The 25,675-nt window shown below is 68.7% G+C and carries 24 protein-coding genes; 19 read left to right on the forward strand and 5 right to left on the reverse strand.

The genetic code is table 11. From position 1 onward, the window contains the following. Positions 1-99: 99 nt before the first annotated feature. From ACW4TU_RS36785 to ACW4TU_RS36795, 3 genes are all read right to left on the reverse strand, one after another. A complete protein-coding gene (locus ACW4TU_RS36785) occupies positions 100-1,458 on the reverse strand; it encodes an acyltransferase family protein (protein WP_457420487.1) in 1,359 nt (452 codons plus the stop codon). Then, on the reverse strand, positions 1,455-2,507 hold the full coding sequence (locus ACW4TU_RS36790; RefSeq protein ID WP_457420489.1) for a glycoside hydrolase family 113: 1,053 nt from the start codon (positions 2,505-2,507) through the stop codon (positions 1,455-1,457). The genes ACW4TU_RS36785 and ACW4TU_RS36790 overlap by 4 nt, the downstream gene beginning before the upstream one ends. Before the next feature lie 78 nt (positions 2,508-2,585). Continuing rightward, positions 2,586-4,034 (reverse strand): glycosyltransferase family 2 protein, encoded by a 1,449-nt coding sequence (locus ACW4TU_RS36795; RefSeq protein WP_457420491.1) that lies wholly within the window; start codon positions 4,032-4,034, stop codon positions 2,586-2,588. Positions 4,035-4,249: 215 nt separating this feature from the next. Between ACW4TU_RS36795 and ACW4TU_RS36800 the strand changes: the two genes are divergently transcribed. Continuing rightward, positions 4,250-5,152: a tRNA (adenine-N1)-methyltransferase gene (locus ACW4TU_RS36800; RefSeq protein ID WP_164320531.1), complete on the forward strand. Its 903-nt coding sequence runs from the start codon at positions 4,250-4,252 to the stop codon at positions 5,150-5,152. A gap of 195 nt (positions 5,153-5,347) precedes the next feature. Then, on the forward strand, positions 5,348-5,923 hold the full coding sequence (locus ACW4TU_RS36805) for a hypothetical protein (RefSeq protein ID WP_457420494.1): 576 nt from the start codon (positions 5,348-5,350) through the stop codon (positions 5,921-5,923). Between the two features lie 121 nt (positions 5,924-6,044). Here the strand turns inward: ACW4TU_RS36805 and ACW4TU_RS36810 are convergent, their stop codons facing one another. After that, positions 6,045-6,350 (reverse strand): ferredoxin, encoded by a 306-nt coding sequence (locus tag ACW4TU_RS36810; RefSeq protein ID WP_457420496.1) that lies wholly within the window; start codon positions 6,348-6,350, stop codon positions 6,045-6,047. Between the two features lie 253 nt (positions 6,351-6,603). On the opposite strand from ACW4TU_RS36810, the gene arc reads away from it, so the two are divergent. The 6 genes from arc to prcA all read left to right on the forward strand — a co-directional run bounded on the left by arc (position 6,604) and on the right by prcA (position 12,720). Further along, positions 6,604-8,370 (forward strand): proteasome ATPase, encoded by a 1,767-nt coding sequence (arc, locus tag ACW4TU_RS36815; RefSeq protein WP_457420498.1) that lies wholly within the window; start codon positions 6,604-6,606, stop codon positions 8,368-8,370. Positions 8,371-8,604: 234 nt separating this feature from the next. Then, positions 8,605-10,116 (forward strand): depupylase/deamidase Dop, encoded by a 1,512-nt coding sequence (gene dop / locus ACW4TU_RS36820; RefSeq protein WP_457420500.1) that lies wholly within the window; start codon positions 8,605-8,607, stop codon positions 10,114-10,116. Between the two features lie 155 nt (positions 10,117-10,271). Continuing rightward, the gene (locus tag ACW4TU_RS36825) at positions 10,272-10,487 is read left to right on the forward strand and encodes a ubiquitin-like protein Pup (RefSeq protein ID WP_161064777.1); all 216 of its coding nucleotides are present in this window, start codon (positions 10,272-10,274) and stop codon (positions 10,485-10,487) included. A 408-nt stretch (positions 10,488-10,895) separates the two neighbouring features. Beyond that, positions 10,896-11,129 carry an endonuclease VII domain-containing protein gene (locus tag ACW4TU_RS36830; RefSeq protein WP_457430506.1) on the forward strand — a complete coding sequence of 78 codons (234 nt, stop codon included), beginning with the start codon at positions 10,896-10,898 and terminating at the stop codon, positions 11,127-11,129. Then, positions 11,081-11,926: a proteasome subunit beta gene (gene prcB, locus ACW4TU_RS36835; protein WP_329279173.1), complete on the forward strand. Its 846-nt coding sequence runs from the start codon at positions 11,081-11,083 to the stop codon at positions 11,924-11,926. The genes ACW4TU_RS36830 and prcB overlap by 49 nt, the downstream gene beginning before the upstream one ends. Before the next feature lie 56 nt (positions 11,927-11,982). Continuing rightward, positions 11,983-12,720 carry a proteasome subunit alpha gene (prcA, locus tag ACW4TU_RS36840; RefSeq protein ID WP_457420503.1) on the forward strand — a complete coding sequence of 246 codons (738 nt, stop codon included), beginning with the start codon at positions 11,983-11,985 and terminating at the stop codon, positions 12,718-12,720. A gap of 86 nt (positions 12,721-12,806) precedes the next feature. Here prcA and ACW4TU_RS36845 read toward each other — a convergent pair whose 3' ends face one another. Then, the gene (locus ACW4TU_RS36845; protein ID WP_457420505.1) at positions 12,807-13,826 is read right to left on the reverse strand and encodes a LacI family DNA-binding transcriptional regulator; all 1,020 of its coding nucleotides are present in this window, start codon (positions 13,824-13,826) and stop codon (positions 12,807-12,809) included. A 116-nt stretch (positions 13,827-13,942) separates the two neighbouring features. Between ACW4TU_RS36845 and ACW4TU_RS36850 the strand changes: the two genes are divergently transcribed. The 11 genes from ACW4TU_RS36850 to ACW4TU_RS36900 all read left to right on the forward strand — a co-directional run bounded on the left by ACW4TU_RS36850 (position 13,943) and on the right by ACW4TU_RS36900 (position 25,503). After that, positions 13,943-15,202 (forward strand): MFS transporter, encoded by a 1,260-nt coding sequence (locus ACW4TU_RS36850; RefSeq protein ID WP_457420507.1) that lies wholly within the window; start codon positions 13,943-13,945, stop codon positions 15,200-15,202. 9 nt (positions 15,203-15,211) lie between these two features. Beyond that, a complete protein-coding gene (gene pafA / locus ACW4TU_RS36855; protein ID WP_329279181.1) occupies positions 15,212-16,573 on the forward strand; it encodes a Pup--protein ligase in 1,362 nt (453 codons plus the stop codon). 198 nt (positions 16,574-16,771) lie between these two features. Then, positions 16,772-17,755 carry an FKBP-type peptidyl-prolyl cis-trans isomerase gene (locus tag ACW4TU_RS36860; protein WP_457420509.1) on the forward strand — a complete coding sequence of 328 codons (984 nt, stop codon included), beginning with the start codon at positions 16,772-16,774 and terminating at the stop codon, positions 17,753-17,755. Between the two features lie 56 nt (positions 17,756-17,811). Beyond that, positions 17,812-18,183: an FKBP-type peptidyl-prolyl cis-trans isomerase gene (locus tag ACW4TU_RS36865; protein WP_457420511.1), complete on the forward strand. Its 372-nt coding sequence runs from the start codon at positions 17,812-17,814 to the stop codon at positions 18,181-18,183. Between the two features lie 200 nt (positions 18,184-18,383). After that, entirely contained in the window at positions 18,384-19,337 is a 954-nt protein-coding gene (locus ACW4TU_RS36870; protein ID WP_457420513.1) for a helix-turn-helix transcriptional regulator, read from the forward strand. Positions 19,338-19,353: 16 nt separating this feature from the next. Continuing rightward, positions 19,354-20,418: a helix-turn-helix transcriptional regulator gene (locus tag ACW4TU_RS36875; protein WP_457420515.1), complete on the forward strand. Its 1,065-nt coding sequence runs from the start codon at positions 19,354-19,356 to the stop codon at positions 20,416-20,418. 11 nt (positions 20,419-20,429) lie between these two features. Beyond that, positions 20,430-20,723 (forward strand): hypothetical protein, encoded by a 294-nt coding sequence (locus ACW4TU_RS36880; RefSeq protein WP_457420517.1) that lies wholly within the window; start codon positions 20,430-20,432, stop codon positions 20,721-20,723. 51 nt (positions 20,724-20,774) lie between these two features. Then, the gene (locus ACW4TU_RS36885) at positions 20,775-20,969 is read left to right on the forward strand and encodes a hypothetical protein (protein ID WP_330292221.1); all 195 of its coding nucleotides are present in this window, start codon (positions 20,775-20,777) and stop codon (positions 20,967-20,969) included. Between the two features lie 258 nt (positions 20,970-21,227). Further along, positions 21,228-21,512: a Sec-independent protein translocase subunit TatA gene (gene tatA / locus ACW4TU_RS36890; protein WP_329279193.1), complete on the forward strand. Its 285-nt coding sequence runs from the start codon at positions 21,228-21,230 to the stop codon at positions 21,510-21,512. Positions 21,513-21,565: 53 nt separating this feature from the next. Continuing rightward, the gene (gene tatC / locus ACW4TU_RS36895; RefSeq protein ID WP_457420520.1) at positions 21,566-22,528 is read left to right on the forward strand and encodes a twin-arginine translocase subunit TatC; all 963 of its coding nucleotides are present in this window, start codon (positions 21,566-21,568) and stop codon (positions 22,526-22,528) included. Between the two features lie 113 nt (positions 22,529-22,641). After that, positions 22,642-25,503 (forward strand): DEAD/DEAH box helicase, encoded by a 2,862-nt coding sequence (locus tag ACW4TU_RS36900; RefSeq protein ID WP_457420522.1) that lies wholly within the window; start codon positions 22,642-22,644, stop codon positions 25,501-25,503. Positions 25,504-25,675: the final 172 nt, after the last annotated feature.

Raw genomic sequence — 25,675 nt, forward strand, 5'->3', positions numbered from 1 at the left:
GAGTCGCCAACCGACGGCAACGCCGTAGACGGACGTGCCGAGCCCCGCGTCTCCGGCAGGATCCGCCGGACAGGGCCTGGCGCGGCACTCCCGCGAGGGTCAGCGGGACACCCGCCCGCGACGCCAGGGGCGGGCGGCCAGGCGCTCGACGAGCAGGTAGTGGACGAGCAGCGACAGGAACCAGGTCACCACGCCCCCGACCAGGAACAGGCCGAGAGAGCCGAGACCGGGCTGGCCGCGCCGCAGCAGCCAGTACACGGGAAGGTGCAGCAGGAAGAGGCTGTAGGACATCCGGCCGACCTCCGTGAGCAGGTCGCCCGACAGCAGCCGCGCCAACGGGCCCCGGCCGCCGCAGAGCACCGCCGTCAGCGCGGCGGCGCCCAGCACGACCGCGACCCCGTACCGGATCTCGCCCTCCCCGCCGCCGCGCAGGACGGCCGACACCCCCAGGGCCGCCGCCGCGGCGAAGCCGGTCACCACCAGCGGCACGGCGACCCGGCGGGTCACCGCACGCCCACCGCGTTCGGCCAGGTGTACGAGGCAAGCGGCACCGGCACCGGCCGCCAGGGCGAGCGCCCGCACACCGGTGACGACGCCGACGCCGGGCAGTGCCCCGTTCGCCGAAGCGACGGCCACCGCCCCGCCGAGCAGGGCGAAGACGAACGCCACCGGAGCGAGCCGGCGCCGGACCACGAGGCCCAGGCACGCCAGCAGAAGTGACCACGCCGGCACGGAAAGCGCGGTGATGCCCCACAACCACAGCGGAGCCGTCGGCGAGTCCAGCGTGGGGACGGCACCCGGCGGTCGCCCGTGCCACCACTCCGCCCAGCCCCCGTGACCGATCCGCCCCGCCAGGTCACGGACGGCGCGCGCGGAACCCAGCGCCCAACACACCGTCAGGATCAGGGCGACCGCCACCAGCAGGGCCGGAACCAGCCGCTTCGCCCTACGGACCAGGAAGCCGACCACGCCGGTCCCGCCGGTGGCCGTCGCTCTGCGGACGAGAGGCAGGGTGGCGAGGAAACCCGTCAGCACCAGCAGGACATCGACGCCCGCACCGGACCAGGAGACATACGGCCCGTCCACGCCGGTGTCGTGCAACAGAACGGCCAGCACAGCCGCTCCCCGCAGACCGTCCACGGCGGAGAACCGCCGCCCACCCGACTCCTGCCCCGGCCCACTCGCCGACCTCGGCCCGACGAGTGGGGCAGGGAGTCCACCGTCGTCCGCCGGGGGAGAACCGGCGACCGATCCTCCGAGCGTGGCCGGCACCCCCTCGGCGCCCGGCGTCGGCCAGGTGATCGGACGCGGATCCACGATCCGTCCCGCCTTGCCGCCATGGGGCCACCCTGCGCCCCATGGCGCCGGGCCGGCGTGCGGCCGGGGGAGGGGACCGTTCTCGTACCGGGACGACCCGGCCGGGTTCGGCGGCAGGTGCCCGTAGCGCTCTTCGTTCATCGCGGCCAGGTCCGGAAGCAGGAGGTGATGACGGCCTCGGCGGGACGGCCGAGGAAGGAGGTGTGCGAGCCGGCGGGGGCACCGGCCTCGGGGTCGGCGTGGAAGTCGAGGTTCCACCAGTACAGGCCCGCCATGTCCCGGTCCCGCGCGACCCGGCAGGCGGCCTCGAACCAGCGCTGCTGCACCGTCGGGTCGAGCTTCTCCCCGCCGCTCCACACGGCCGGGTGACGATACGCACCGTCCTCGGCGATGATGCCGACCTCGCTCAGGACGATCCGGGGCAGCTTCCCGGTGCTCTTGCGGTCCAGCCAGCGCTGCCAGCCCTCGACGATCTCCGCGACGGAGGCGTCGTCGCCGAGCCGGGTGAGCGGGAAGTACGCGTCGATGCCCAGATGGTCGACGGGGACGGGAACATGCCGGGAGACGTAGTCGTCCCAGTTGGCGTCGTAGGACAGCTCACCGGGGAACGATTTGCGCGCCGTGGTGATCAGCGAACGCCAGCGCGGATCGTCCTCCAACGACGTCAGTTCCGCTCCCACGACGAAGGTGCGCACGTGATGGCGGGCCGCGAGGGCGAGATACGGCGTGAGGAAGGCTTCGTACGACCGGAACCAGGCCGCCCTGTCGGCAGGGGCGAGCGAGCCGCGCCAGGCCAGCGGATCCCGGGCCACCAGGCTCCGTTCATCGAGCAGCGGACGCACGGTGATACGCAGCCCGGCCGCCGCAGCGGTGTCCAAGAACATCCCCAGCTGCCGTACGGAGGGTGTCGAGGCCGAGACGCCGACCCGGTTCGCCGTCGGGCCGGTGGTCGCGAACGGCAAAGTCACCGAGACCGCGTTCATGTGCCTGCCGACCATGTAGTTCACCACGCGCAGCGCGTTGGCCCGTACGGACGAGTCCGTCTCGCCCCGGTAGGCGTACCAGAGCACCTGCGCCCCGAGCTGCGGGTCCCCGCGCCGCCAGGGCCGGGCAACCCGCGCGGGGGCCGGGTTGCCGGCAGCGGACGCGGACGCCGTGGTCGACGCCGGCGATCCGGCGCCCGGGGACACACACCCGGCCGTCAACAGGAGGGGCAGAAGAGGCAGAAGAACCAGGCCACGAAGACTTCGAAGACGTGTACGCATCCCTCAGGCCGGCTTCGCTATCACGACGAACTGGTTCTCCACGCCGCGCAGACACCGCAGCAGCCCCCGGAAGGAACCGACCGCCTCCCACAGCGCGAAGAACGGCATCAGGGCGACCACCGCGACCGGCTCCCACCACAGACGGCGGCCGTTGGCCGACACCGAGGCGTTGATCTTGAGGCCCTCCCAGTACATCCACACCGCGTAGCCCATGGTCACCGCCCACAGGGGCAGGATCCACGGCGTGACCGGCGAGGTGTTGAGATCGCCGAGCAGCGCGCCGACCGCCAGGACCACGCCGACGTGCTGGAACGGGCCCATCACCCAGGTCGTCACGCTGTACATGAGCAGCGCCCTGGACCGGCGCGGCAGGCCGCGGTTGAAGGCCAGCCCCACCAGACCCCACGACCAGCGCTCCCGCTGCTTGAGGAAGTCCCGCATGGTCGCCGGGGACGCACCGTAACTGCGGCCGGAGAACCAGTCGCTGCGCCCCTTGTAACGGCTGGCGAAGACCAGCGCCAGATGAGCGTCCTCGCAGATGGAGTCCGGGCCGAAGTCCCAGCCGATCGTGGCCTCGACGGACGCCCTGAGCAGCAGCAGCTCACCGTGCAGCCCGGCCAGCGGAGTACCGCCGCCGGTGAGGACGGCGAAGCGGGCGATGTCGTCGGCGGGGCGGATCGCGTCGGCCAGCCACGTCAGGCGGTTGACGGCGTTCTCACGCGGATACGTCAGCATGCCCTGGGCCAGGTGCTTGCCCTCGGGACCGGCGCGGCGCTGGGCGTTGATGAAGCGCGCGAGCTGCTCGGCCGTGTCCGGACCGACGCCGGTGTCGTCGTCCATGTGCAGCACCCACACGTCGTCCAGCGCCTCACCCTCGGCGATGCGCAACTCATGGGCGTAGTGGTTGGCGCGGGCCTTGAAACGGGTGCCGTTGGCAGTGCGGTAGGCCTTCGGCACGGTCACCACGCGAATCAGGGGACTGCGCGCGGCCAGCGCGTCGATGCGGCCGGCGGCCTCGCAGCCCTCCTCCGTCAGGACGTCGACGCGCAGAGCGGGAAACCAGCTGGGGAGGAACGCGCAGTACGACAGCACCGACCGCTCCAGCGCCGGATACGTGTCGTCACGGCCGATGGTCGGAACCAGCACGACGAGCCGGTCGTGCAGCGCCGGGGCGGCCTCCGTCCAGCCGCGCTGGCGCGCGATACGGCGCCGGGTCAGCAGGGCACCGGCCACGCCGACGAACGAACTGACGACGGGCAGCGTCCACAGGACGGTGACCACCCAGCCCATCAGCGTGTGCTCGGAGGAGTACAGCGTGAAGGAGAAGGCGTAGGCGAGGCCCGCGGTGACCAGGAACGACAGGAAGCCCGGCTTCCAGACCGCCTGACGCCTCACCATCCGCGCGGTGCGGCGGGACCGGAAGAGGTCGACGCCGTCTGCGGAGGCAGCCATGATCACCCACTTGCGTACGTAAAGGAACGACTCGTCACCAAGGGCCGTAACACCCTGGAAGTACGGGAAGTACGGGAAGTACTAAGCGGAACCATGCATGCCGATTGTAGATTTTGTGAAGATGATTCCCGTCACAGGCCGGGACTCCCGAGACCGGTCCCGCACCGGCAAGCCCGATGGTCAGCGGCTCCCGGCAACACCGGTAGGCTCTTCACATGTCCGAACCGACCGGTGCCGCCCGCAGGCGCGGGCCCTTCAAGGTCGGGGACCAGGTTCAGCTGACCGACCCCAAGGGCCGCCACTACACGTTCACGCTCGAAGCCGGAAAGAACTTTCACACCCACAAAGGTTCCTTCCCGCACGACGAGCTGATCGGCGCACCCGAGGGCAGCGTTGTCCGCACCACCGGAAACGTCGCCTACCTCGCGCTGCGCCCCCTGCTCCCCGACTACGTCCTGTCCATGCCCCGCGGCGCCGCCGTGGTCTACCCCAAGGACGCGGGGCAGATCCTCGCCTTCGCCGACATCTTCCCCGGCGCACGCGTCGTCGAAGCGGGCGTCGGCTCCGGCTCACTCAGCAGCTTCCTGCTGCGCGCCATCGGTGACCAGGGCATGCTGCACTCCTACGAGCGCCGCGAGGACTTCGCCGAGATCGCCCAGCAGAACGTCGAGCGCTACTTCGGCGGCCCCCACCCCGCCTGGCAGCTCACCGTCGGCGACCTCCAGGACAACCTCAGCGACACCGAGGTCGACCGCGTCGTCCTCGACATGCTCGCCCCCTGGGAATGCCTGGAGGCCGTCTCCAAGGCACTCGTCCCCGGCGGCATCGTCTGCTGCTACGTCGCGACCACCACCCAGCTCGCCCGGACCGTCGAGTCCATCCGTGAGATCGGCTGCTTCAACGAGCCGAGCGCCTGGGAGTCGATGGTCCGCAACTGGCACATCGAGGGTCTCGCAGTCCGCCCCGACCACCGCATGATCGGCCACACCGGCTTCCTGCTCACCGCCCGCCGCCTCGCGGACGGCGTCGAGCCGCCCATGCGCCGCCGCCGCCCCTCCAAGGGCTCCTACGGCGAGGACTACACCGGCCCCAACGCCGACGGCGGCAACGGCCGCTGACCGCGTCAACGCACCGACACCGTGGCCGGGTTCCCGCAGCACGCCGGGAACCCGGCCACAACGCTTTCCCGTTGACGCCACAACGGCACCGATGCCGACACCGAACACCTCTGACCCCGCCGTTCCCCCGCACTGTGACGTGTGGCACTATGCGGGACACCCCACCGGCACAGCCCTCCACGGGAGACACTCCGAGTGCAGCAATCCGCCGTCCCGGAACTGGCACACACGCACACCCGCCCCATCCACTGGCTCGCCACCGCCACCGCTCTCGCCGGTGTGGTCGCCCTCTCCTCGGCCTTTCAGCCGGGCTCCGCCACCGCGGCCCAGGCAGCCGGTCCCGCAGGCAGACCCGCCGCGGCCATAGCACCCCCCGACCCCACCGGAATCGACTTCCCCCTCCAGTGCGGCCCGCTCCCGACCCTCGTGCAGAACAGGGCCACCGGAGACCTCGACGGCGACGGCAGACCCGAAACGGTCGCTTCCGTCCGCTGCGACGCCGGCTCCGGCACCCCGCCCAACGGTGTCTACGTCCTCACCCGGGCCGCCGACGCCGGGCACCCGCGCATCGTCGCGACCCTCGTCGACCCCAAGGACCGCCTCACCGTCACCGACCTGAAAATCAGCGACGGCGCCGTCACGGCCACCCTCCTCGGCTACTCGTCCCTCGACATCCCCCGGTGCTGCCCCGACGTCGACGAGCGCGCCAAGTGGCAGTGGAAGAACGGCGCGTTCCTCCGCTCGACACCCGCCGGCGCGCAGAGCGCATGACGCGCGGGAACAATTGATCGACCGGCAATCATGGGACGTACGTACGACCGCGACCCTGTGAGAAACCAGACAACGCCGAACACGCGAAATCAGCCAACAGTGGCGTGGAGTGGTCGGACCGTCACTCCGCGTCCGGGCCGAAAACCTCGACCCTGTCCGAAACCCGACGTACGTGAATACAGTCGCCCGGACACTCCTTCGCGGAGTCCACCACATCCGTCAGCAACGGCAGCGGCACCGGCGTCGTCGCCCCCGGGGCCTGCAACAACTCGTCCCCCGGGCTCTTCACGTACGCCAGCCCGTCGATGTCCAGCTCGAACACCTCCGGCGCGTACTGGACGCAGATTCCGTCCCCCGTGCACAGGTCCTGGTCGATCCAGACCTCCAACGCCTCACCGCCGGCCACGGCCTCCTCCTGCACGGTCACATCTCCTGCCGTTTCTGTCCCGAGCAAGACAATCCGACGGCAAGTCGGCCCAGCTCTGACGGGTGTTGAACACTTCGACCCTACCTCCGGCCGCTTCCCAATCATGTTCTGTGGGTATTCCCCTGGCGTGAGGGAGAGCGCAAGGGTGAAGATCGGACACACCTCGAGAGTCTTTGTGATCTAGGGGTTTCAATCGACACCCACCCAGGTAGGGTCTGGAAGCGTCCAGCTCCCCTTGGAGGAGGTGAGGACCGTGGCAGCCCACGACGACGACATGAACCGCGGCATCCGCCCGGGACGAGGGTCCGACGACCCGTCCGGGCAGATTGCCTATCTTGAGCAGGAGATCGCCGTCCTGCGGCGCAAGCTCGCCGACTCTCCGCGACACACGAGGATTCTCGAAGAGCGGATCGTCGAACTGCAGACCAATCTGGCCGGCGTGTCCGCACAGAACGAGCGGCTCGCCAACACACTCCGCGAGGCCCGCGACCAGATCGTGGCCCTCAAGGAGGAAGTCGACCGGCTGGCACAGCCCCCGGCAGGCTTCGGTGTCTTCCTCGTGGCCAACGAGGACGACACGGCCGACATCTTCACCGGAGGCCGCAAACTCCGCGTGAACGTCAGCCCCAGCGTCGAGCTCGAAGAGCTCCGACGCGGCCAGGAAGTGATGCTCAACGAAGCTCTCAACGTGGTCGAGGCCATGGAGTACGAGAGCGTCGGCGACATCGTCACCCTCAAGGAGATCCTCGAGGACGGCGAGCGCGCCCTGGTACAGGGGCACACCGACGAGGAACGGGTGGTACGGCTCGCCGAGCCGCTCCTGGACGTCGTCATCCGCCCCGGCGACGCCCTCCTGCTCGAACCCCGCTCCGGGTACGTCTACGAAGTCGTACCGAAGAGCGAGGTCGAGGAACTCGTCCTCGAAGAAGTCCCCGACATCGGCTACGAGCAGATCGGCGGCCTGGGCAACCAGATCGAAATGATCCGCGACGCGGTCGAACTCCCGTATCTCCATCCCGACCTCTTCAAGGAGCACGAACTCAGGCCGCCCAAGGGCGTCCTGCTGTACGGGCCCCCCGGATGCGGAAAGACGCTCATCGCCAAGGCCGTCGCCAACTCGCTGGCCAAAAAGGTCGCCGAGGTCACCGGACAGGCCACCGGCAAGAGCTTCTTCCTCAACATCAAGGGCCCCGAACTCCTCAACAAGTACGTCGGTGAGACCGAGCGGCAGATCCGCCTCGTCTTCCAGCGTGCCAGGGAGAAGGCCAGCGAGGGCACACCCGTCATCGTCTTCTTCGACGAGATGGAATCCCTCTTCCGCACCCGCGGATCCGGTGTCAGCTCGGACGTGGAGAACACCATCGTCCCGCAGCTGCTCGCCGAGATCGACGGCGTGGAAGGCCTGCAGAACGTGGTCGTGATCGGTGCCTCCAACCGCGAGGACATGATCGACCCCGCCATCCTGCGCCCCGGCCGCCTCGACGTGAAGATCAAGATCGAACGCCCGGACGCCGAATCGGCCAAGGACATCTTCCAGAAGTACCTCACCACGCGCCTCCCGCTCCACCCCGACGACCTGGGTGAGCACGGCGGCGACAGGGCCGTCACCGTCCAGAGCATGATTCAGACGGCCGTGGAACACATGTACACGGAATCCGACGAGAACCGCTTCCTGGAGGTCACCTACGCCAACGGTGACAAGGAAGTCCTCTACTTCAAGGACTTCAACTCCGGCGCCATGATCGAGAACATCGTCGGCCGCGCGAAGAAAATGGCGATCAAGGACTTCCTCGACAAGAAGCAGAAGGGCATCCGCGTCTCCCACCTCCTCCAGGCCTGTGTGGACGAGTTCAAGGAGAACGAGGACCTCCCCAACACCACCAACCCCGACGACTGGGCCCGGATCTCCGGAAAGAAGGGCGAACGGATCGTCTACATCCGTACGCTCATCACCGGCAAACAGGGCGCGGACACCGGACGCTCCATCGACACGGTGGCCAACACCGGTCAGTACCTGTAAAAAACGGGGTGGCTGCGGGTGCCCTCACCGGGTACCCGCAGCCAACTGTTTTTCAGGCCACAGCCGGAGCGAGGCAATGACGCAAATGATCTCCCCACCAGCGCAAAGGCGTTCTAGGCTCTTCCGTACCGCCGAGTCGCGCAGTGCGGGGACGGGCACCGCACACGCACCGGAGCACCACCGGTACTTGAGCGGCGTCCCCGACCGAGGACGCCGCCGGGCAAGGAGGGCCGCATGACCGTACGGCGAGTAATGGGCATCGAGACGGAGTACGGGATCTCCGTCCCCGGCCACCCCAACGCCAATGCCATGCTCACCTCGTCCCAGATCGTCAACGCCTACGCGGCGGCGATGCACCGGGCCCGCAGGGCCCGCTGGGACTTCGAGGAGGAGAACCCGCTGCGCGACGCGCGAGGCTTCGACCTCGCCCGCGAGGTCGCCGACTCCAGCCAGCTCACCGACGAGGACATCGGCCTGGCCAACGTCATCCTCACCAACGGCGCGCGGCTGTACGTCGACCACGCACACCCCGAGTACAGCGCCCCCGAAGTCACCAACCCCCGCGACGCCGTCCTCTGGGACAAGGCCGGCGAACGCATCATGGCCGAAGCAGCCGAACGCGCCGCACAGCTCCCCGGCGCCCAGCCGATCCACCTCTACAAGAACAACACCGACAACAAGGGCGCCTCCTACGGCACGCACGAGAACTACCTGATGAAGCGGGAGACCCCCTTCTCGGACATCGTGCGCCACCTCACGCCGTTCTTCGTCTCCCGCCAGGTCGTCACCGGCGCCGGACGCGTCGGCATCGGCCAGGACGGCCACGAACACGGCTTCCAGCTCAGCCAGCGCGCGGACTACTTCGAGGTCGAGGTCGGCCTGGAGACCACCCTCAAGCGCCCGATCATCAACACCCGGGACGAGCCCCACGCGGACGCGGAGAAGTACCGCCGCCTCCACGTGATCATCGGTGACGCGAACCTCTCCGAGATCTCGACCTACCTGAAACTGGGCACCACGGCCCTCGTCCTGTCCATGATCGAGGACGGCTTCATCGCTGTCGACCTGGCCGTCGACCAGCCCGTACGCACCCTCCACCAGGTCTCCCACGACCCGACACTCAAGCGCCTCGTCAAGCTCCGCAGCGGACGCACACTGACCGCCGTACAGCTTCAGATGGAGTACTTCGAACTCGCGCGCAAGTACGTGGAGGAGCGGTACGGGGCCGACGCCGACGACCAGACCAAGGACGTCCTGGTCCGCTGGGAAGACACCCTGAACCGCCTGGAGAACGACCCCATGAGCCTCGCCGGCGAGCTCGACTGGGTCGCCAAGCGGGAACTCATGGAGGGCTACCGGCGCCGCGACGACCTCGACTGGGACGCCGCCCGGCTGCACCTGGTCGACCTCCAGTACGCCGACGTACGGGCCGAGAAGGGCCTCTACAACCGCCTCGTGGCCCGTGGACGCATCAAGCGCCTGCTGGACGAGGACGAGGTCGAGCGGGCCCGCACGAAGCCTCCGGAGGACACGCGCGCCTACTTCCGCGGACGCTGCCTGGAGCAGTACGCGGACGACGTCGCCGCGGCCTCCTGGGACTCCGTGATCTTCGATCTGCCGGGCAGGGACTCGCTCCAACGCGTCCCAACCCTGGAGCCGCTTCGCGGAACGCGTAATCACGTGAAAGAGCTCCTGGACCGCTGCCGCACGGCAGAAGACCTGGTCAGGGTCCTGTCGGGGCACTGAGCGGGCCTCTGGGCCGAGGCGGTCCGGCAGGGTGGAAAGTGCTGCGTCCGGGAATCATCGAGGTGGTTCCCGGACGTTGTGGCAACAACGGGGCCAATGTCGGACCCTGCTTGTAGGGTCTGATCAAGAACGTCGAACCGAGCGGGGTGAGGGTTATGGCGACCAAGGACACCGGCGGCGGACAGCAGAAGGCGACGCGCAGCACCGAGGAGGTCGAGGAGGCACCTGAGGCACAGGTATCCGAAGACCTCAAGGAGCGCCAGGAGAAGCTGAGCGACGACGTGGACTCTGTCCTGGACGAAATCGATGATGTACTTGAGGAGAACGCCGAGGATTTCGTTCGCTCATTTGTGCAAAAAGGTGGGCAGTGAGCCCGTTTTTCCTTCGATTCGAAGGTAGGGCTGCGGGGGAGCTTGCGAGTGGCAAACGAGCAGGAATCGAAGCGATGTTCGCGGTGTCAGAAGGAGAAGCCGCGAACCGTCTTCGCGAGCAACAAGTCCATGCGTGACGGTCTCCAGGCGTACTGCCGGGAGTGCTCTGCTGAGTACTACCGGCAGCGCCAGGAGGCGAAAGGGCGCCTGGTACGAGCAAAGGTGCCCGTCCCGCCCGGCTCCAAGCACTGTCGGGGCTGCGACGAGGTCAAGCCGCACAGTGACTGGCATCGAAGAAACAGTACTCCCGACGGTCTGGCGAGCCGCTGTAAGACTTGCAAGGCGGCCGCCGGGCCAGCTGGCCACCTCCGTCGGAAGTATGGCATCACCGAAGCAGGGCGTGACGAGATGATCGCCTCTCAAAAGGGCGTCTGCTGTATCTGTTTGGCAGCGTCAGCTGTCCAGGTTGATCACTGCCACAAGACGGGTAGGGTCCGAGGCGTAGTGTGCTTCAACTGCAATTCCGGCCTCGGCCTGTTGAGGGATGACCCTGACGCGATGCACCGAGCTGCCGATTACCTGGAAGGAAACGCGTGGAAGCCAACACTCGTAGCACCGGGCGTCTACCGGCTGCCTTCCTGACGCCCGGGTCGTCGTCCTTCATGGACTTCTTGTCCGACCATCAGCCCGAGATGCTCCCGGGTAAGCGGCAGTTGCCGCCCACCCAGGGTGCGATCGAGGCGCCCCACGGCACGACCATCGTGGCCGTCACCTTCCCGGGTGGTGTGGTTCTTGCCGGTGACCGGCGGGCGACCATGGGGAACGTCATCGCGCAGCGGGACATCGAGAAGGTGTTCCCGGCGGACGAGTACTCGGCTGTCGGCATCGCCGGCACCGCCGGTCTCGCCGTGGAGATGGTGAAGCTGTTCCAGCTGGAACTGGAGCACTTCGAGAAGGTGGAGGGTGCGCAGCTCTCGCTGGAGGGCAAGGCGAACCGGCTGTCCACCATGATTCGTTCGAACCTCGGTATGGCCATGCAGGGTCTTGCCGTGGTGCCGTTGTTCGCCGGGTTCGATGTGGACCGGGGGAAGGGGCGCATCTTCTCGTACGACGTGACGGGTGGGCGTTCCGAGGAGCACGGTTATGCCGCGACGGGGTCGGGGTCGATCTTCGCGCGCGGTGCGATGAAGAAGCTGTACCACCGTGATCTGAGTGAGGCGGACGCGACGACGCTGGTCATCCAGGCGTTGTACGACGCGGCGGACGACGACTCGGCGACCGGTGGTCCCGATGTCGCGCGTCGGATCTACCCGATTGTCACCGTGATCACCGAGGACGGTTTCCGCAGGCTGACGGATGATGAGGGTGCTGAGATCGCCCGTTCGATTCTGGAGCGGCGTCTGGAGCAGCCCGACGGCCCGCGTGCCGAGCTGCTGTAGTGCCTCTCGCTGTTCAGGTGGTCCAGTGACTTCGACAGAAAGGGACGGTTAATCCGGTGTCGACGCCGTTCTATGTCTCACCCCAGCAGGCGATGGCCGACCGGGCGGAGTATGCCCGTAAAGGCATCGCCCGTGGTCGCAGCCTGGTTGTGCTGCAGTATGCCGATGGCATCGTGTTCGTCGGCGAGAACCCGTCCCGTGCGCTGCACAAGTTCAGCGAGATCTATGACCGGATCGGCTTCGCGGCCGCCGGTAAGTACAACGAGTACGAGAACCTGCGGATCGGTGGTGTGCGGTATGCCGATATGCGCGGGTACACGTATGACCGTGCCGATGTGACGGCCCGTGGTCTGGCGAACGTGTACGCGCAGACGCTGGGCACGATCTTCTCTTCGGCGGCGGAGAAGCCGTACGAGGTGGAGTTGGTTGTCGCGGAGGTCGGTGAGTCGGCCGACGGTGATCAGATCTACCGGCTGCCGCATGACGGTTCGATCGTCGACGAGCATGGTTCGGTGGCGGTCGGTGGTAATGCCGAGCAGATCAGCACGTATCTGGATCAGCGTCATCAGGACGGGATGTCCTTGGCCGAGGCGTTGAAGCTGGCGGTTCAGGCTCTGTCGCGCGATACGAACGGCACCGAGCGGGAGATTCCGGCGGAGCGGCTGGAGGTGGCGGTGCTGGACCGTACGCGTCCGCAGAAGCGGAAGTTCAAGCGGATCGTCGGTCGTCAGCTGGGGCGGTTGCTGGAGGCCGGTGGGGCGACCACGGAGGCGGAGAGCGCCGAAGAGGAGTAGTCCGCCGGGCGGTTGTGTTCCGCCTTGTGTTGTTGTTTTTCGCACCCCGGTTGCCTGTGGCGGCCGGGGTGCGGGCGTTGGCGGGTTCAGGGGTGGCTGCGGGGCGGCGCTGTGGAGCCTCGTACGACGAGTTGGACGGGGATGTCGCCCTGGGTGGGGGTGCGGCCGTCGAGTACGGCGAGGAGTGCCTGCATGCCGCGTTCGCCGAAGAGTTCGGCGTCGAGCCGGACTGTGGTGAGTTCGGGGTCGATGGCGGTGGCGAGGGCGAGGTCGTCGAGGCCGGTGACGGAGAGGTCGTCGGGGACGCGCAGGCCGAGGCGGCGGATGGCCTTGTAGGCGCCGGCGGCGAGTTTGTCGTCGTCGCAGACTAGGGCGGTGGGGTGGGGGCCGGGGCCGGTGAGGGCGGCTGTGGTGGCCTGCTGGGCGCCTTCGATGGAGATGGGGGCGTGGATGGTGCGTACGTGGGTGTCCCGGGCGGTGGCGAGCCGTGTGGCGAGTTCGTGGGCGCGTACGGCGAAGGTCCAGGAGGGGATGTCGGCGGCGAGGTGGAGGAAGTGGCGGTGGCCGAGGGCGAGGAGGTGGTCGGCGACCTGGCGTACGCCGTCGGCGATGTCGAGGTTGACGGTGGCGGCGCCGAGGCTGCCGTGGGGGTCGCTGTCGAGCATGACGAGGGGGAGTTGGTCGCCGCGGATGGCGGTGAGGGCGTCGGCGGCCATGGAGGAGGCGAGGACGCCGTCGAGGGCGGCCCGGGCGGAGTGGAAGGGGTCGCGGGCGGGTCCGATGCCTTCGGGGGAGGGGTAGAGGACGACGCCGAAGCCGTGTTCGGCGGCGATGCGGGCGGCTCCGGTGTAGACGCCGGCGAAGAACTCTGTGGTGAGGGCGGGGACGACGAGGAGGACGGTGCGGGTGTGGCCGAGGCGTAGGTTGCGGGCGGCGAGGTTGGGGCGGTAGCCGAGGTCGCGGGCGGCGGTGCGGACGCGTTCGGCGGTGGTCTCGGAGACGCGACCGCGCCATTTGTCGCCGAGGACGAGGGAGACGGCGGCCTGGGAGACGCCCGCGGCCCGGGCGACGTCACGGCTGGTGGGTCGGGTGCTGCCTCGTGCCACCGTGGGCCTGCTCCTTCGGGTGGATGTGTGGACGTGTGGACTGGGCACATGGTACGTATGACGGGCGACGTTATACGTAACACTTCCGGCGTCGCGGCTGACGGGAAGGGCTGGTCATGGCGGCGGGATACCTGGAGATCCTCAGGGCACGGCATGCGGCGCGGCTGCTCGTGGGCACCCTGGTGGGCCGGTTGCCGAACGCCACGGCGGCGATCGCGATCGTGCTGTTCGTCCGGGCCGAGGGCGGCACCTACAGCCTCGCCGGCGGGCTCGCCGCGGCCTACGGGGTGGCCAATGCCGTGGGACAGCCGCTGCTGGGGCGGCTGGTCGACCTGTACGGGCAGCCTCGGGTCCAGTTGTCGTCCGCGCTCGTTTCGGCGTTCGGGATGGCGGCGTTCGCGTTCGCGGGCACCGGTCCGCTGCCGTTCGCGTATGCCGCGGTGGCGGTCGCCGGGCTGTTCACGCCGCCCCTGGAGGGCGGTCTGCGGGCGCTGTGGCCCTCTGTCCTCCGTAAGGAGGGGCAGGTGCACACGGCGTACGCGATGGACGCGGTGGCGCAGGAAGTCCTGTTCACGGTGGGGCCGTTGCTGGTGACGGTGTGCGCGTCGCTGTGGTCGGCGCAGGTTGCGTTGCTCGTGCTGAACGTGATCGGGGTCCTGGGGGCGCTCTCCGTGGTGCTGTCGCCGCCTTCGCGGGAGTGGCGTTCGGCGCCGCGTGAGGCGCACTGGCTGGGCGCGCTGCGGTCGCCGGGGCTGCTGGTGATGCTGGGTGCGTTCCTGTTCGTGGGGATCGCGCTGGGGTCGATCACGGTGGCGTCGGTGTCGTACGCGGACGAGCACGGTGGTGACACGGTGTACGGCTGGCTGATGGCGGCGGTCGGGCTGGGCGCGCTGCTGGGCGGGTCGGTGTACGGGGCGCGGCAGTGGGGTGGGCCGGCGGAGCGGCGGTTGACGGTGCTGGTGGGGTTTCTGGCGGTGTGTTATCTGCCGTTGACGCTGATGCCGGGTGCGGTCGCGATGACGTTGCTGATGGTGCTCGCCGGTGTGTTCCTGGCGCCGGCTCTCGCGTGTGTGTTCGTGCTGGTGGACCGGCATGCTCCGCGGGGGACGGTCACCGAGGCTTTCTCCTGGCTTGTGACGACGTTCACCGTGGGTTCGTCGCTGGGCACGGGGCTCACGGGGCCGGTCGTGGAGTGGGGCGGAACGCTGTGGGGGTTCGTCGTGCCGGGGGGCGCGGGGGCGGTGTCGTTGCTGGTTCTGCTGGTCACCGGGCGGGTGCTGGCGGCTCCCGTTGGGGGTGCGGTGGTTGCGGTCTCATCGGAAAATGATCCAAACCGTGCTGCCGGATCCCGTTTCAGCTCGGTGGATCGGGCGTAATGTTCAGTCATGGACCGCCGCATTTTCGGGCTGGAGAACGAGTACGGCGTCACGTGTACGTTCAGGGGACAGCGGCGTCTGTCTCCCGACGAGGTGGCTCGGTACCTCTTCCGCCGTGTCGTGTCATGGGGCCGTAGCAGCAATGTCTTTCTGCGAAACGGCGCACGCCTCTATCTTGACGTGGGGTCACATCCGGAATACGCGACACCGGAATGTGACGACCTGACGGAACTCGTCACTCACGACAAGGCCGGCGAGCGCATTCTCGAAGGACTCCTGGTGGACGCCGAACGACGCCTGCACGAGGAAGGAATCGCGGGCGACGTCTACCTCTTCAAGAACAACACGGACTCGGCGGGCAACTCGTACGGTTGCCACGAGAACTATCTGGTGGCCCGCCATGGGGAGTTCTCCCGGCTCGCGGACATCCTCATTCCGTTCCTCGTCACCCGTCAGCTTCTGTGCGGTGCGGGCAAGGTGCTGCAGACGCCGCGCGGTGCCGTGTACTGCGTGAGCCAGCGGGCGGAGCACATCTGGGAGGGCGTCTCCTCGGCGACGACCCGGTCCCGGCCGATCATCAACACGCGTGACGAACCGCACGCGGACGCCGAGCGCTATCGCCGGCTGCATGTCATCGTCGGCGATTCGAACATGTCCGAGACGACGATGCTTCTCAAGGTCGGTGCCACCGACCTCGTGCTGCGCATGATCGAGGCGGGCACGGTGATGCGGGACCTGACCCTGGAGAACCCGATCCGGGCGATCCGCGAGGTCAGCCATGACATCACGGGCCGCCGCAAGGTGCGGCTGGCCAGCGGCCGGGAGGCCTCGGCGCTGGATGTGCAGCGCGAGTACTACGAGAAGGCCGTGGACTTCGTCGACCGGCGGGGTATCCGCACGGGCACGGTCGCTCAGGTGCTGGAGCTGTGGGGCCGGGTGCTCGACTCCATCGAGGCCGAGGATCTGGACCGGATCGGCACCGAGATCGACTGGGTGATGAAGTACCAGCTCATCGAGCGGTACCGGGCCAAGCACAACATGACGATGTCGCATCCGCGCGTCGCCCAGATCGACCTCGCCTATCACGACATTCACCGCAGGCGGGGTCTTTACTACCTGCTGGAGAGAAAGAACCAAGCCGCGCGGATCTGCAACGACTTGAAGATCTTCGAGGGCAAGTCGGTTCCGCCGCAGACCACCAGGGCGCGGCTGCGCGGTGACTTCATCAGGCGGGCTCAGGAACAGCGCCGTGATTTCACGGTCGACTGGGTGCATCTGAAGCTCAACGACCAGGCGCAGCGCACGGTGTTGTGCAAGGACCCGTTCCGTTCGGTGGACGAGCGGGTGGAGAAACTGATCGCCGGAATGTGACCGGCTGCTGGTCGGCCGGTGCGTAGACCGTGTGGGATCCCGGTGCCCGGAGGCGTTCGCGCCTCCGGGCACCGGCGTTTACTCGCGCTGCCATGACCCTGTGCAGTCCGACGGCGTGTCCTGTGCCGCTCCGTGCCGGGGGGCGCGTAGGTCGTAGAGTGGCGGCGATTGTCCCCGCCCCCGATCCCAGTTGGACTGATGAACTACAACACGAAACGACGCATGGTCGCGCTGCTGGCCGTTCCCGCCCTGTTGTTCACCGCCGCCGCGTGCGGATCGGACGACAAGAAGAAGGACGAGGCGGTGGTGGGCGGCGTCGCCGAGATCAAGGGGAAGGTCGGGGAGAAGCCCGAGATCTCTGTGCCCAAGGGCGATAAGCCGGCCGGGAAGACCGTGGTCAAGACGGTTACGGAGGGCAGCGGAAGTCCGATCAAGGCCTCCGACTTCGTCCGGCTGGACTGGACCGTTGAGAAGTGGGGCGGCGCTGAGGAACTCGGTGGCACCTGGGCCGCCGCGGCAGACGGCGCGACGGCCCGAAGGCAGTCCGTCGAGCAGGTCGGCAAGCAGAGCCAGCAGCTGCCCGAGAAGATCCTCGATGCGGTGAAGGGCAAGAAGCCCGGCAGCCGGATCCTGGTGCAGGGCACCGCGGGTGACCTGATCGGCCAGAACCTGAACACGTCCGCCGGGCTCGCCGCGACGGACGTGCTGGTGTGGGTGGTCGACACGGTCGGTGCGGGCACCATCGACGTCAAGGCCGAGGCCAAGGGCGAGCAGGCGGCCTCCGAGGCGGGCCTGCCCAAGGTCGAGGCCCCGTCGCAGAAGGCGGCGGTCATCACCATCCCCAAGGGCGTCAAGGCTCCCAAAGGTCTTGAGCAGCAGGTGCTGATCAAGGGCAGCGGCAAGAAGGTCGAGGCCGGTCAGGGGCTCGTCGCCCAGTACACCGGGGTCAAGTGGGAGGACGGGAAGAAGTTCGACTCCTCCTGGGACCACGGTGGCGCCACCGCCTTCCAGATCGGCACCGGCTCGGTGGTGACAGGCTGGGACAAGGGCCTGGTCGGCAAGAACGTGGGCGACCGGGTGCTGCTGGTGATCCCGCCCTCCCTCGGCTACGGCGCGAGCCCGAGCAGTGAGCTGGCCAAGAACACGCTGGTCTTCGTGGTGGACATCCTCGGCACCGTCTGAGCGCGCTCGTCTGTGAGACTGTTCCCGACGCAGGTCACGTAACAAGGAGTGATGAAGTGAGCATCGAGAAGCCCGAGATCGACTTCCCCGGCGGCGAGCCCCCGGCGGATCTCCAGATCAAGGACATCTGGGAGGGCGACGGCGCCGAAGCGGTGGCGGGTCAGAACGTCACCGTCCACTACGTGGGAGTTTCCTTCAGCACGGGCGAGGAGTTCGACGCCAGCTGGAACCGGGGTACCCCGTTCAAGTTCCCGCTGGGCGGGGGCCGGGTCATCAAGGGCTGGGACCAGGGTGTCCAGGGCATGAAGGTCGGCGGCCGGCGTGAGCTGACCATCCCGGCCCACCTTGCCTACGGCAACCAGAGCCCCACGCCGGCGATCAAGCCGGGCGAGACGCTGATCTTCGTGGTGGACCTGGTCGCGGTCTGACCTCCGATCCGATCGTCGTACGACAGTCGAATGTGATCGGGATTGGGTCGGATCGTCGTATGAAATAGGTACGGGGTTCGACCGGATTTGATCATTTGGGGTCCATGCCTGTCCGGGCATGGACCCTCGGCTTTTGCCGCGCCACTTCGGGGCGGTACGGTCATCCGTCGTAAGCACCATAGGGAAGACGAAGGGCGTCGATGGCCATTGCCAAGGCAGAGCGGCTGATGAACCTGGCGCTGTGCCTGCTCGGGACGCGCAGGCCGCTGAGCAAGCGCGAGCTGCGTGACTCCATCGAGGCCTACCTCGAAGCGGGCAGCGACGACTCCTTCAACCGGATGTTCGAGCGCGACAAGGACGATCTGCGCGAACTCGGGCTCGTCATCGAGACGGTGGAGAACCTCGACGGTGAGGTCGGCTACCGCGCCGGCCGTGACAGCAACCGGCTGCCGCCCATCACCCTCGACGCCGAGGAGGCCGCCGCCCTGGGCCTGGCCGCGAAGGTCTGGCAGCAGGCCCGCCTCGCCGGTGCGGCCAGCGGCGCGCTGCAGAAGCTGCGTGCGGCCGGGCTGCCCGAGGATGTCGACCCCTACGAGCCCCATGGCGCCCTGGAACCGCGTATTCCGGTGCACGAGGCCGCCTTCGAGCCGCTGATGCTGGCCTGCCGGGACCGCCGCCCGGTCGCCTTCGACTACCGCAAGGCCACAGCCGCCCGCCCGGAGCCCCGTCAGGTGGAGCCGTGGGCGCTGGAGTGCTGGCGCGGGCACTGGTATCTGGCGGGCTGGGACCGCGACCGGGGCGCCGAACGCGTGTTCAGGCTGTCGAGGATCACCGGCAAGGTCCGCAGTCGGAGCGCGAAGTTCACCGCCGATGTGCCCGATGTCGTCACGGTCCGCGAGACCGTCGCCAGCTGGGCGGGGGAGAGCGCCGACCGTTCCGCGCTGATCCGGCTGCGGGCGAGCGCCGGCTACCCCCTTCGGGCGAAGGCGTCCCAGGTGCGGGAACTCGGCGACGGCTGGGACGAGTTGGAGATTCCGTACGGGCACGGGCTGGATGCCTGGCTGGTGGAGTTCGGGCCGGACGTGGTGGTCCTGGAACCGGCCGAGCTGCGTGCCGACGTGGTGGACCGGCTGCGCGCCGTGGCCAAGGGCTGAGGGAGAGCACAAACAAGTGGCAGGCAAACCGGCCAGGCCCGTGAACGCCATCGACCAGACGCGGCGGATGCTGTCCCTGGTGACGTATCTGCGCGAGCGGCCCGGCGCGCGCGTCGGCGACGTCGCCCGCGCGTTCGGGATCACCGAGGACGAGCTGGTCTCGGACCTGGACGTGCTGCCCATGTGCGGCACCAGCTTCCGCGGCGGCGACCTGCTCGACATCGACACCGACGGCGAGCGGATCTGGTGGCACAACCCCGCCGCCCTCGGTGAGGAGGCCGCCGAACCGCTCAGACTCGCCGCCGACGAGGCGACCGCACTGCTGGTCGCCGCCCGCGCGGTGTCCACCCTGCCCGGGCTGCGCGAGGGCGACCGGCAGGCGCTGCTGCGGGCCACCGCAAAGGTGGAGACGGCGGCCGGCGAGGCCGCCGGGGCCAGCGCACGGCTGTCGGTGACCTTCGAGTCCGAGGGCGGGGTCTTCGCGGACGTCGACCGGGCGATCTCCGAGCGCCGTCGTCTGTGGATCCGCTACTACTCGCCCGCCCGCGACGAGCTCACCGAACGGGAGATCGACCCGATCCGCCTGGTCAGCGTCGGACACACCTACGTGGAGGCCTGGTGCCGGCGCTCCGAGGCGCGTCGTACCTTCCGCCTCGACCGGGTCGCCGAGATCAGGATCCTGGACGAACCCGCCGCCCCGCCCGAGATAGAACTGCGGGACCTGTCGGAGGGCCTGGTGCAGCCCGCCGCCGAGGATCCCGAGGTGGTCGTGGAGGTCGGGCCCGGCGGGCGCTGGGTCGCCGAGTACTACCCGCACGACAGCGCGGATGAGCTTCCCGACGGCGGGCTGCGTATCACCCTGCGCACCCCCGATCCGGCGTCGCTGCGGCGCCTGGCTCTGCGGCTCGGCCGTGACGGGCGCATCGTCTCGCCGCAGGACCTGGCGGACAGCGCCCGGCAGGCCGCCCAGGAGGCGCTGGCGGCGTACGACGCCCCGGAGGCCGATGGGACGCGGTCGCGGACGTCCGGGGCGCACGGAGTTGAGGACGGGCTGTACGACAGGCGGGAGCAGGGGCGTTGAGCGAGTCTCCGATGTCAGGATCTCCGATGTCAGGTATCCGGGACATGACCGTGGCCGCGGCCTTCGCCGGAATGAGAAGGGTGGCCCCCGTCGTGTTCCGGGCCGCCTGCCCGGACTGCCGCGGCAACTTCGAGCTCACCGCGGGCGCCCTGCGCCTGGCCATCGGCGCCACCAGCCGTACCACCTTCTACTCCTTCACCTGCCCCGACTGCGACGTGACCGTCCGCAAACCGGCCGGCGAGCGCGTGGTCGAACTGCTCACCGGCGGCGGCGTCAGGACACTGCGGCTGGCCGGGCCGTCGTGAGGCCCTGGGCGGCCCACGGCCGGGGCCCGGTGAGGGGCTAGGCTCGGCGCCATGTTCTGGCCGATGTTCGCGATCGCTGTGGGGTTCCTGGGACTCGCCGTTCTCGGGGTGCTCGCCGTCCGGGTCTTCCTGGAGGCGCAGCGCCTGGGAAGGCAGGTCACGGACTCGGCGCGGCGCATCAACCGGGCCGCCGAGGACCTCGAACGGGCCGCCGCGCACACGGCACGCTCTGTGGACGCACTGTGACTGTCCGACGGCTCTCCTGTGAGTCCTCGGGTTGATGTGTTTTGGGCGACTTCGCCCTGTCACCTTGTCGGTGTCGGCAGGTACGCTGCTGATCGCGGCCGGAAAACGAGGCCCGGACCGCAAACCGGGAGTACGCACAGGGATTGCCTCAGGTTTACCCCCGAGCGTTACGATCGCTGTGAACACGACGGTCGGACGCCTGTCCGAACGATCGGACAGCACCCCCACCCAGCCGCCTCGGTGAGAAGGTAAAGACTTATGTTCGGAAGGCTCGGAGCCCCCGAGATCATTCTCATCCTCGTCGTCATCATCCTGCTGTTCGGCGCGAAGAAGCTTCCGGACATGGCGCGCTCGCTCGGCAAGTCCGCGCGCATCCTGAAGAGCGAAGCCAAGGCGATGAAGTCGGAGGGTCAGGAACCCGCCCCCGCGGCTCCGCCGTACACCGAGGAGCAGCCCCCGGTGCAGCGCACCATCCAGGCCGCCCCCGGTGACGTGACGAGCGCGCGCCCGGTCACCGAGCCCACGGACACGACCAAGCGCTGACGCTGACGCAAGGCCGGATGCCTCCGGCCTGCCGCACGAGATGAGGACGTGGGTTGCTCAAGTCTGCCCGCAACAAGGAGAAGGAGAGGGATCCCGAGGGGCGGATGCCCCTCGTGGAGCATCTCCGCGAGCTCCGCAACCGGGTCGCGAAGGCCATGCTGGCCATCGTGATCGTCACGGTCGTGGCCGCCTTCTTCTACAACGACATCATCAACTTCTTCACGAAGCCGGTGCTCGACTCGGTCGGATGCCCGACATCGTTCTCCGAGCTGGCGAGGCAGCAGAGCGCGGGGGACAACCCCTGCGCGCAGATCACGATCAACGGCCTGCTCGCGCCCTTCACGCTCGCGCTGAAGGTGTCGCTCATGGCCGGCGTCGTGCTCGCCTCGCCGATCTGGCTCTACCAGCTCTGGGCGTTCGTCGCTCCGGGTCTGCACAAGAGCGAGAAGAAGTACGCGTACGCGTTCGTGGCCTCCGGTGTCCCGCTGTTCCTCGGGGGCGCCTACTTCGCCTACCGGGTGCTCCCCACCACCGCGAAGGTGCTGATCGAGTTCACGCCGTTCGGCGTCGACAACCTGCTGCCGCTGGACGACCTGCTCGACCTCGTCACGCGTATGGTGCTCGTCTTCGGTCTCTCCTTCGAGCTGCCGCTGCTGCTGATCATGCTCAATCTCACCGGGATTCTCACCGGCAAGCGCATGGCCGGCTGGTGGCGCGGCATGATCATGGGCATCACGGTGTTCGCGGCGATCGCGACGCCCAGTACGGACCCGCTGACCATGCTGGCGCTCGCCGGACCGATCTGGATCCTGTACTTCGGCGCGGTTGCCTTCTCGCTGACGAACGACCGGCGCAAGCGCCGCCGCGAGGCGGAGGGCCCGGACGACGACGAGGCCTCCGACCTCGACCTCACCCCCGAGGACATCGGCGAGATCGAGACCGTCTCCGCCAGCCGCACCGGACTTCCCGAACAGCCGGGCACGGAACGGGTCAACGGCTATGACGACGTGACCTGAGGCTTCCTCTCACCCCGACGCGGAGGCGGCCGGGGCGCCCACCCGGCGCCCCGGCCGCTTTCATGTTGCTTGAGCTGCGCCGATCCCGGGTTTCACGGACATCGATCCGGATAATGATCGTCCTGTTGTCAGTGGGGGCCGGTAGTCTCGAAAGCACGATGACAGAGGACCTCTCACCGGCCGAGCGGTATGCGGCAGCACGCAAGCGCGCTGTCGAGCAGGCCACCGCACTCGCGTCCTTCCGCGAGATGTACGACTTCGGCCTCGACCCCTTCCAGATCGAGGCCTGCCAGGCGCTCGAAGCCGGGAAGGGCGTGCTGGTGGCCGCCCCCACCGGTTCGGGCAAGACGATCGTCGGCGAGTTCGCCGTCCATCTCGCCCTCCAGCAGGGCAAGAAGTGCTTCTACACGACGCCCATCAAGGCCCTGTCGAACCAGAAGTTCTCCGACCTGTGCCGTCGTTACGGCGCGGACAAGGTCGGCCTGCTCACCGGCGACAACAGCGTCAACTCCGATGCCCCCGTGGTCGTGATGACCACCGAGGTGCTCCGGAACATGCTGTACGCGGGCTCGCAGACCCTCCTGGGCCTCGGCTACGTGGTGATGGACGAGGTGCACTACCTCTCCGACCGCTTCCGCGGCGCCGTGTGGGAGGAAGTGATCATCCACCTCCCCGAGTCGGTCACCCTCGTCTCGCTGTCGGCGACCGTGTCCAACGCCGAGGAGTTCGGCGACTGGCTCGACACCGTGCGCGGCGACACCCAGGTGATCGTCTCCGAGCACCGGCCCGTGCCCCTGTTCCAGCACGTGCTCGCCGGGCGCCGGATGTACGACCTCTTCGAGGAGGGCGAGGGCAGCAGGAAGGCCGTCAACCCCGACCTCACGAGGCTCGCGCGGATGGAGGCCCAGCGGCCCTCCTTCCAGGACCGCAAACGCGGGCGTGCCATGCGCGAGGCCGACCGTGAGCGGGAGCGCAGATCGCGCTCACGCGTGTGGACGCCGGGACGCCCCGAAGTCATCGAACGGCTCGACAACGAGGGCCTGTTGCCCGCCATCACGTTCATCTTCAGCCGCGCGGCCTGCGAGGCCGCCGTACAGCAGTGCCTGTACGCGGGACTGCGGCTGAACGACGACGAGGCGCGGGAGCGGGTGCGTGCCCTCGTCGAGGAGCGCACCGCCTCCATCCCCGACGAGGACCTGCACGTCCTCGGGTACTACGAGTGGCTGGAGGGCCTGGAGCGAGGCATCGCCGCCCACCACGCGGGCATGCTGCCCACGTTCAAGGAGGTCGTCGAGGAACTCTTCGTGCGAGGCCTCGTGAAGGCCGTGTTCGCCACCGAGACCCTCGCGCTCGGCATCAACATGCCCGCCCGCTCGGTCGTGCTGGAGAAGCTCGTCAAGTGGAACGGCGAACAGCACGCCGACATCACCCCCGGCGAGTACACCCAGCTGACCGGCCGCGCCGGCCGTCGTGGCATCGACGTCGAGGGCCACGCCGTCGTGCTGTGGCAGCGCGGCATGAGCCCCGACCACCTGGCGGGACTGGCCGGCACACGCACGTACCCGCTGCGCTCCAGCTTCAAGCCGTCGTACAACATGGCGGTCAACCTCGTGGACCAGTTCGGGCGGCACCGCTCGCGCGAGCTGCTGGAGACCTCGTTCGCGCAGTTCCAGGCCGACAAGTCGGTCGTCGGGATCTCCCGGCAGGTGCAGCGCAACGAGGAGGGCCTGGACGGCTACAAGGAGTCCATGACCTGCCACCTGGGCGACTTCGAGGAGTACGCGGCACTGCGCCGCGACCTCAAGGACCGTGAGACCGACCTGGCCCGGCAGGGCGCCGCCCAACGGCGCGCCGAGGCCGCCGTCGCGCTGGAGAAGCTCAAGCCCGGTGACATCATCCACGTCCCCACGGGCAAGTACGCGGGCCTCGCGCTCGTCCTCGACCCCGGACTGCCCGCCGGCCGGTCCAACGGCCACCGCGGCTTCGAGCAGCACGACGGCCCACGCCCGCTGGTGCTGACGTCCGAACGACAGGTGAAGCGCCTGGCGTCCATGGACTTCCCGGTGCCCGTCGAGCCGTTGGAGCGGATGCGGGTCCCCAAGTCCTTCAACCCGCGTTCGCCGCAGTCCCGTCGCGACCTCGCCTCCGCGCTGCGCACCAAGGCCGGGCACATCCCGCCCGAGCGGGCCCGCAAGCAGCGGGCCCAGGCGGCGGACGACCGCGAGATCGCCCGGCTGCGCACCGCGATCCGCGCCCACGCCTGCCACGGCTGCAACGACCGTGAGGACCACGCCCGTTGGGCCGAGCGCTACCACCGGCTGCTGCGCGACACCTCGCAGCTGGAACGGCGCATCGAGGGCCGCACGAACACCATCGCCCGTACGTTCGACCGCATCGTCGCCCTGCTCACCGAGCTGGACTATCTGCGGGCCGACGAGGTGACCGAGCACGGCAAGCGGCTCGCCCGTCTCTACGGCGAGCTGGACCTGCTGGCCAGCGAATGCCTGCGCGCGGGCGTGTGGGAGGGACTGTCCCCCGCCGAACTCGCCGCCTGCGTCTCGGCGTTGGTGTACGAGTCCCGGGTCGCGGACGACGCCATGGCACCGAAGGTGCCGTCCGGCAAGGCCAAGGCCGCGCTCGGCGAGATGGTGCGCATCTGGGGCCGGCTCGACGCGCTGGAGGAGGAGTTCCGGATCACCCAGAGCGAGGGCGTCGGCCAGCGCGAGCCGGACCTCGGCTTCGCCTGGGCGGCCTACGAGTGGGCCTCCGGCAAGGGCCTCGACGAGGTGCTGCGCGAGGCGGAGATGCCGGCCGGCGACTTCGTCCGGTGGTGCAAGCAGGTCATCGACGTCCTCGGGCAGATCTCGGCCGCGGCACCGGTCTCCGGCGTAGAGGGGTCAACGGTCGCGAAGAACGCGCGCAAGGCCGTGGAGGGACTGCTGCGGGGGGTTGTGGCGTACTCGTCCGTGGGGTAGCCGTCGGTGGTTCGGCGGGTTGTGGTTCGGCTCGGTGGGTGCGTGCGGGTTCCCTGTGGCCGTTCGCGCCCACCCCGGTGCGTCGTAGGTGGCCTCGGTGTCGCGTCCCATCGGGGCCCGCCTGTGCTGTCTGCCGGTCTCCCGGGTGACCACGTGCTGGTCGCGGTCGCGC

This window comes from Streptomyces kryoterrae, from assembly GCF_054072135.1.

Bases quoted from the DNA above. Each gene is read 5' to 3' on its own strand.
- ACW4TU_RS36885 (WP_330292221.1), top strand. From the start codon at position 20,775: ATGTTCTGGCCGATGTTCGCGATCGCTGTGGGGTTCCTGGGACTCGCC.
- dop (WP_457420500.1), top strand. From the start codon at position 8,605: ATGACCGTACGGCGAGTAATGGGCATCGAGACGGAGTACGGGATCTCC.
- ACW4TU_RS36830 (WP_457430506.1), top strand. From the start codon at position 10,896: ATGATCGCCTCTCAAAAGGGCGTCTGCTGTATCTGTTTGGCAGCGTCA.
- ACW4TU_RS36800 (WP_164320531.1), top strand. From the start codon at position 4,250: ATGTCCGAACCGACCGGTGCCGCCCGCAGGCGCGGGCCCTTCAAGGTC.
- ACW4TU_RS36870 (WP_457420513.1), top strand. From the start codon at position 18,384: ATGGCCATTGCCAAGGCAGAGCGGCTGATGAACCTGGCGCTGTGCCTG.
- ACW4TU_RS36785 (WP_457420487.1), bottom strand. From the start codon at position 1,458: ATGAACGAAGAGCGCTACGGGCACCTGCCGCCGAACCCGGCCGGGTCG.
- tatA (WP_329279193.1), top strand. From the start codon at position 21,228: ATGTTCGGAAGGCTCGGAGCCCCCGAGATCATTCTCATCCTCGTCGTC.
- ACW4TU_RS36860 (WP_457420509.1), top strand. From the start codon at position 16,772: ATGAACTACAACACGAAACGACGCATGGTCGCGCTGCTGGCCGTTCCC.
- ACW4TU_RS36880 (WP_457420517.1), top strand. From the start codon at position 20,430: ATGTCAGGATCTCCGATGTCAGGTATCCGGGACATGACCGTGGCCGCG.
- ACW4TU_RS36850 (WP_457420507.1), top strand. From the start codon at position 13,943: ATGGCGGCGGGATACCTGGAGATCCTCAGGGCACGGCATGCGGCGCGG.
- pafA (WP_329279181.1), top strand. From the start codon at position 15,212: ATGGACCGCCGCATTTTCGGGCTGGAGAACGAGTACGGCGTCACGTGT.
- ACW4TU_RS36825 (WP_161064777.1), top strand. From the start codon at position 10,272: ATGGCGACCAAGGACACCGGCGGCGGACAGCAGAAGGCGACGCGCAGC.
- ACW4TU_RS36900 (WP_457420522.1), top strand. From the start codon at position 22,642: ATGATCGTCCTGTTGTCAGTGGGGGCCGGTAGTCTCGAAAGCACGATG.
- ACW4TU_RS36795 (WP_457420491.1), bottom strand. From the start codon at position 4,034: ATGGCTGCCTCCGCAGACGGCGTCGACCTCTTCCGGTCCCGCCGCACC.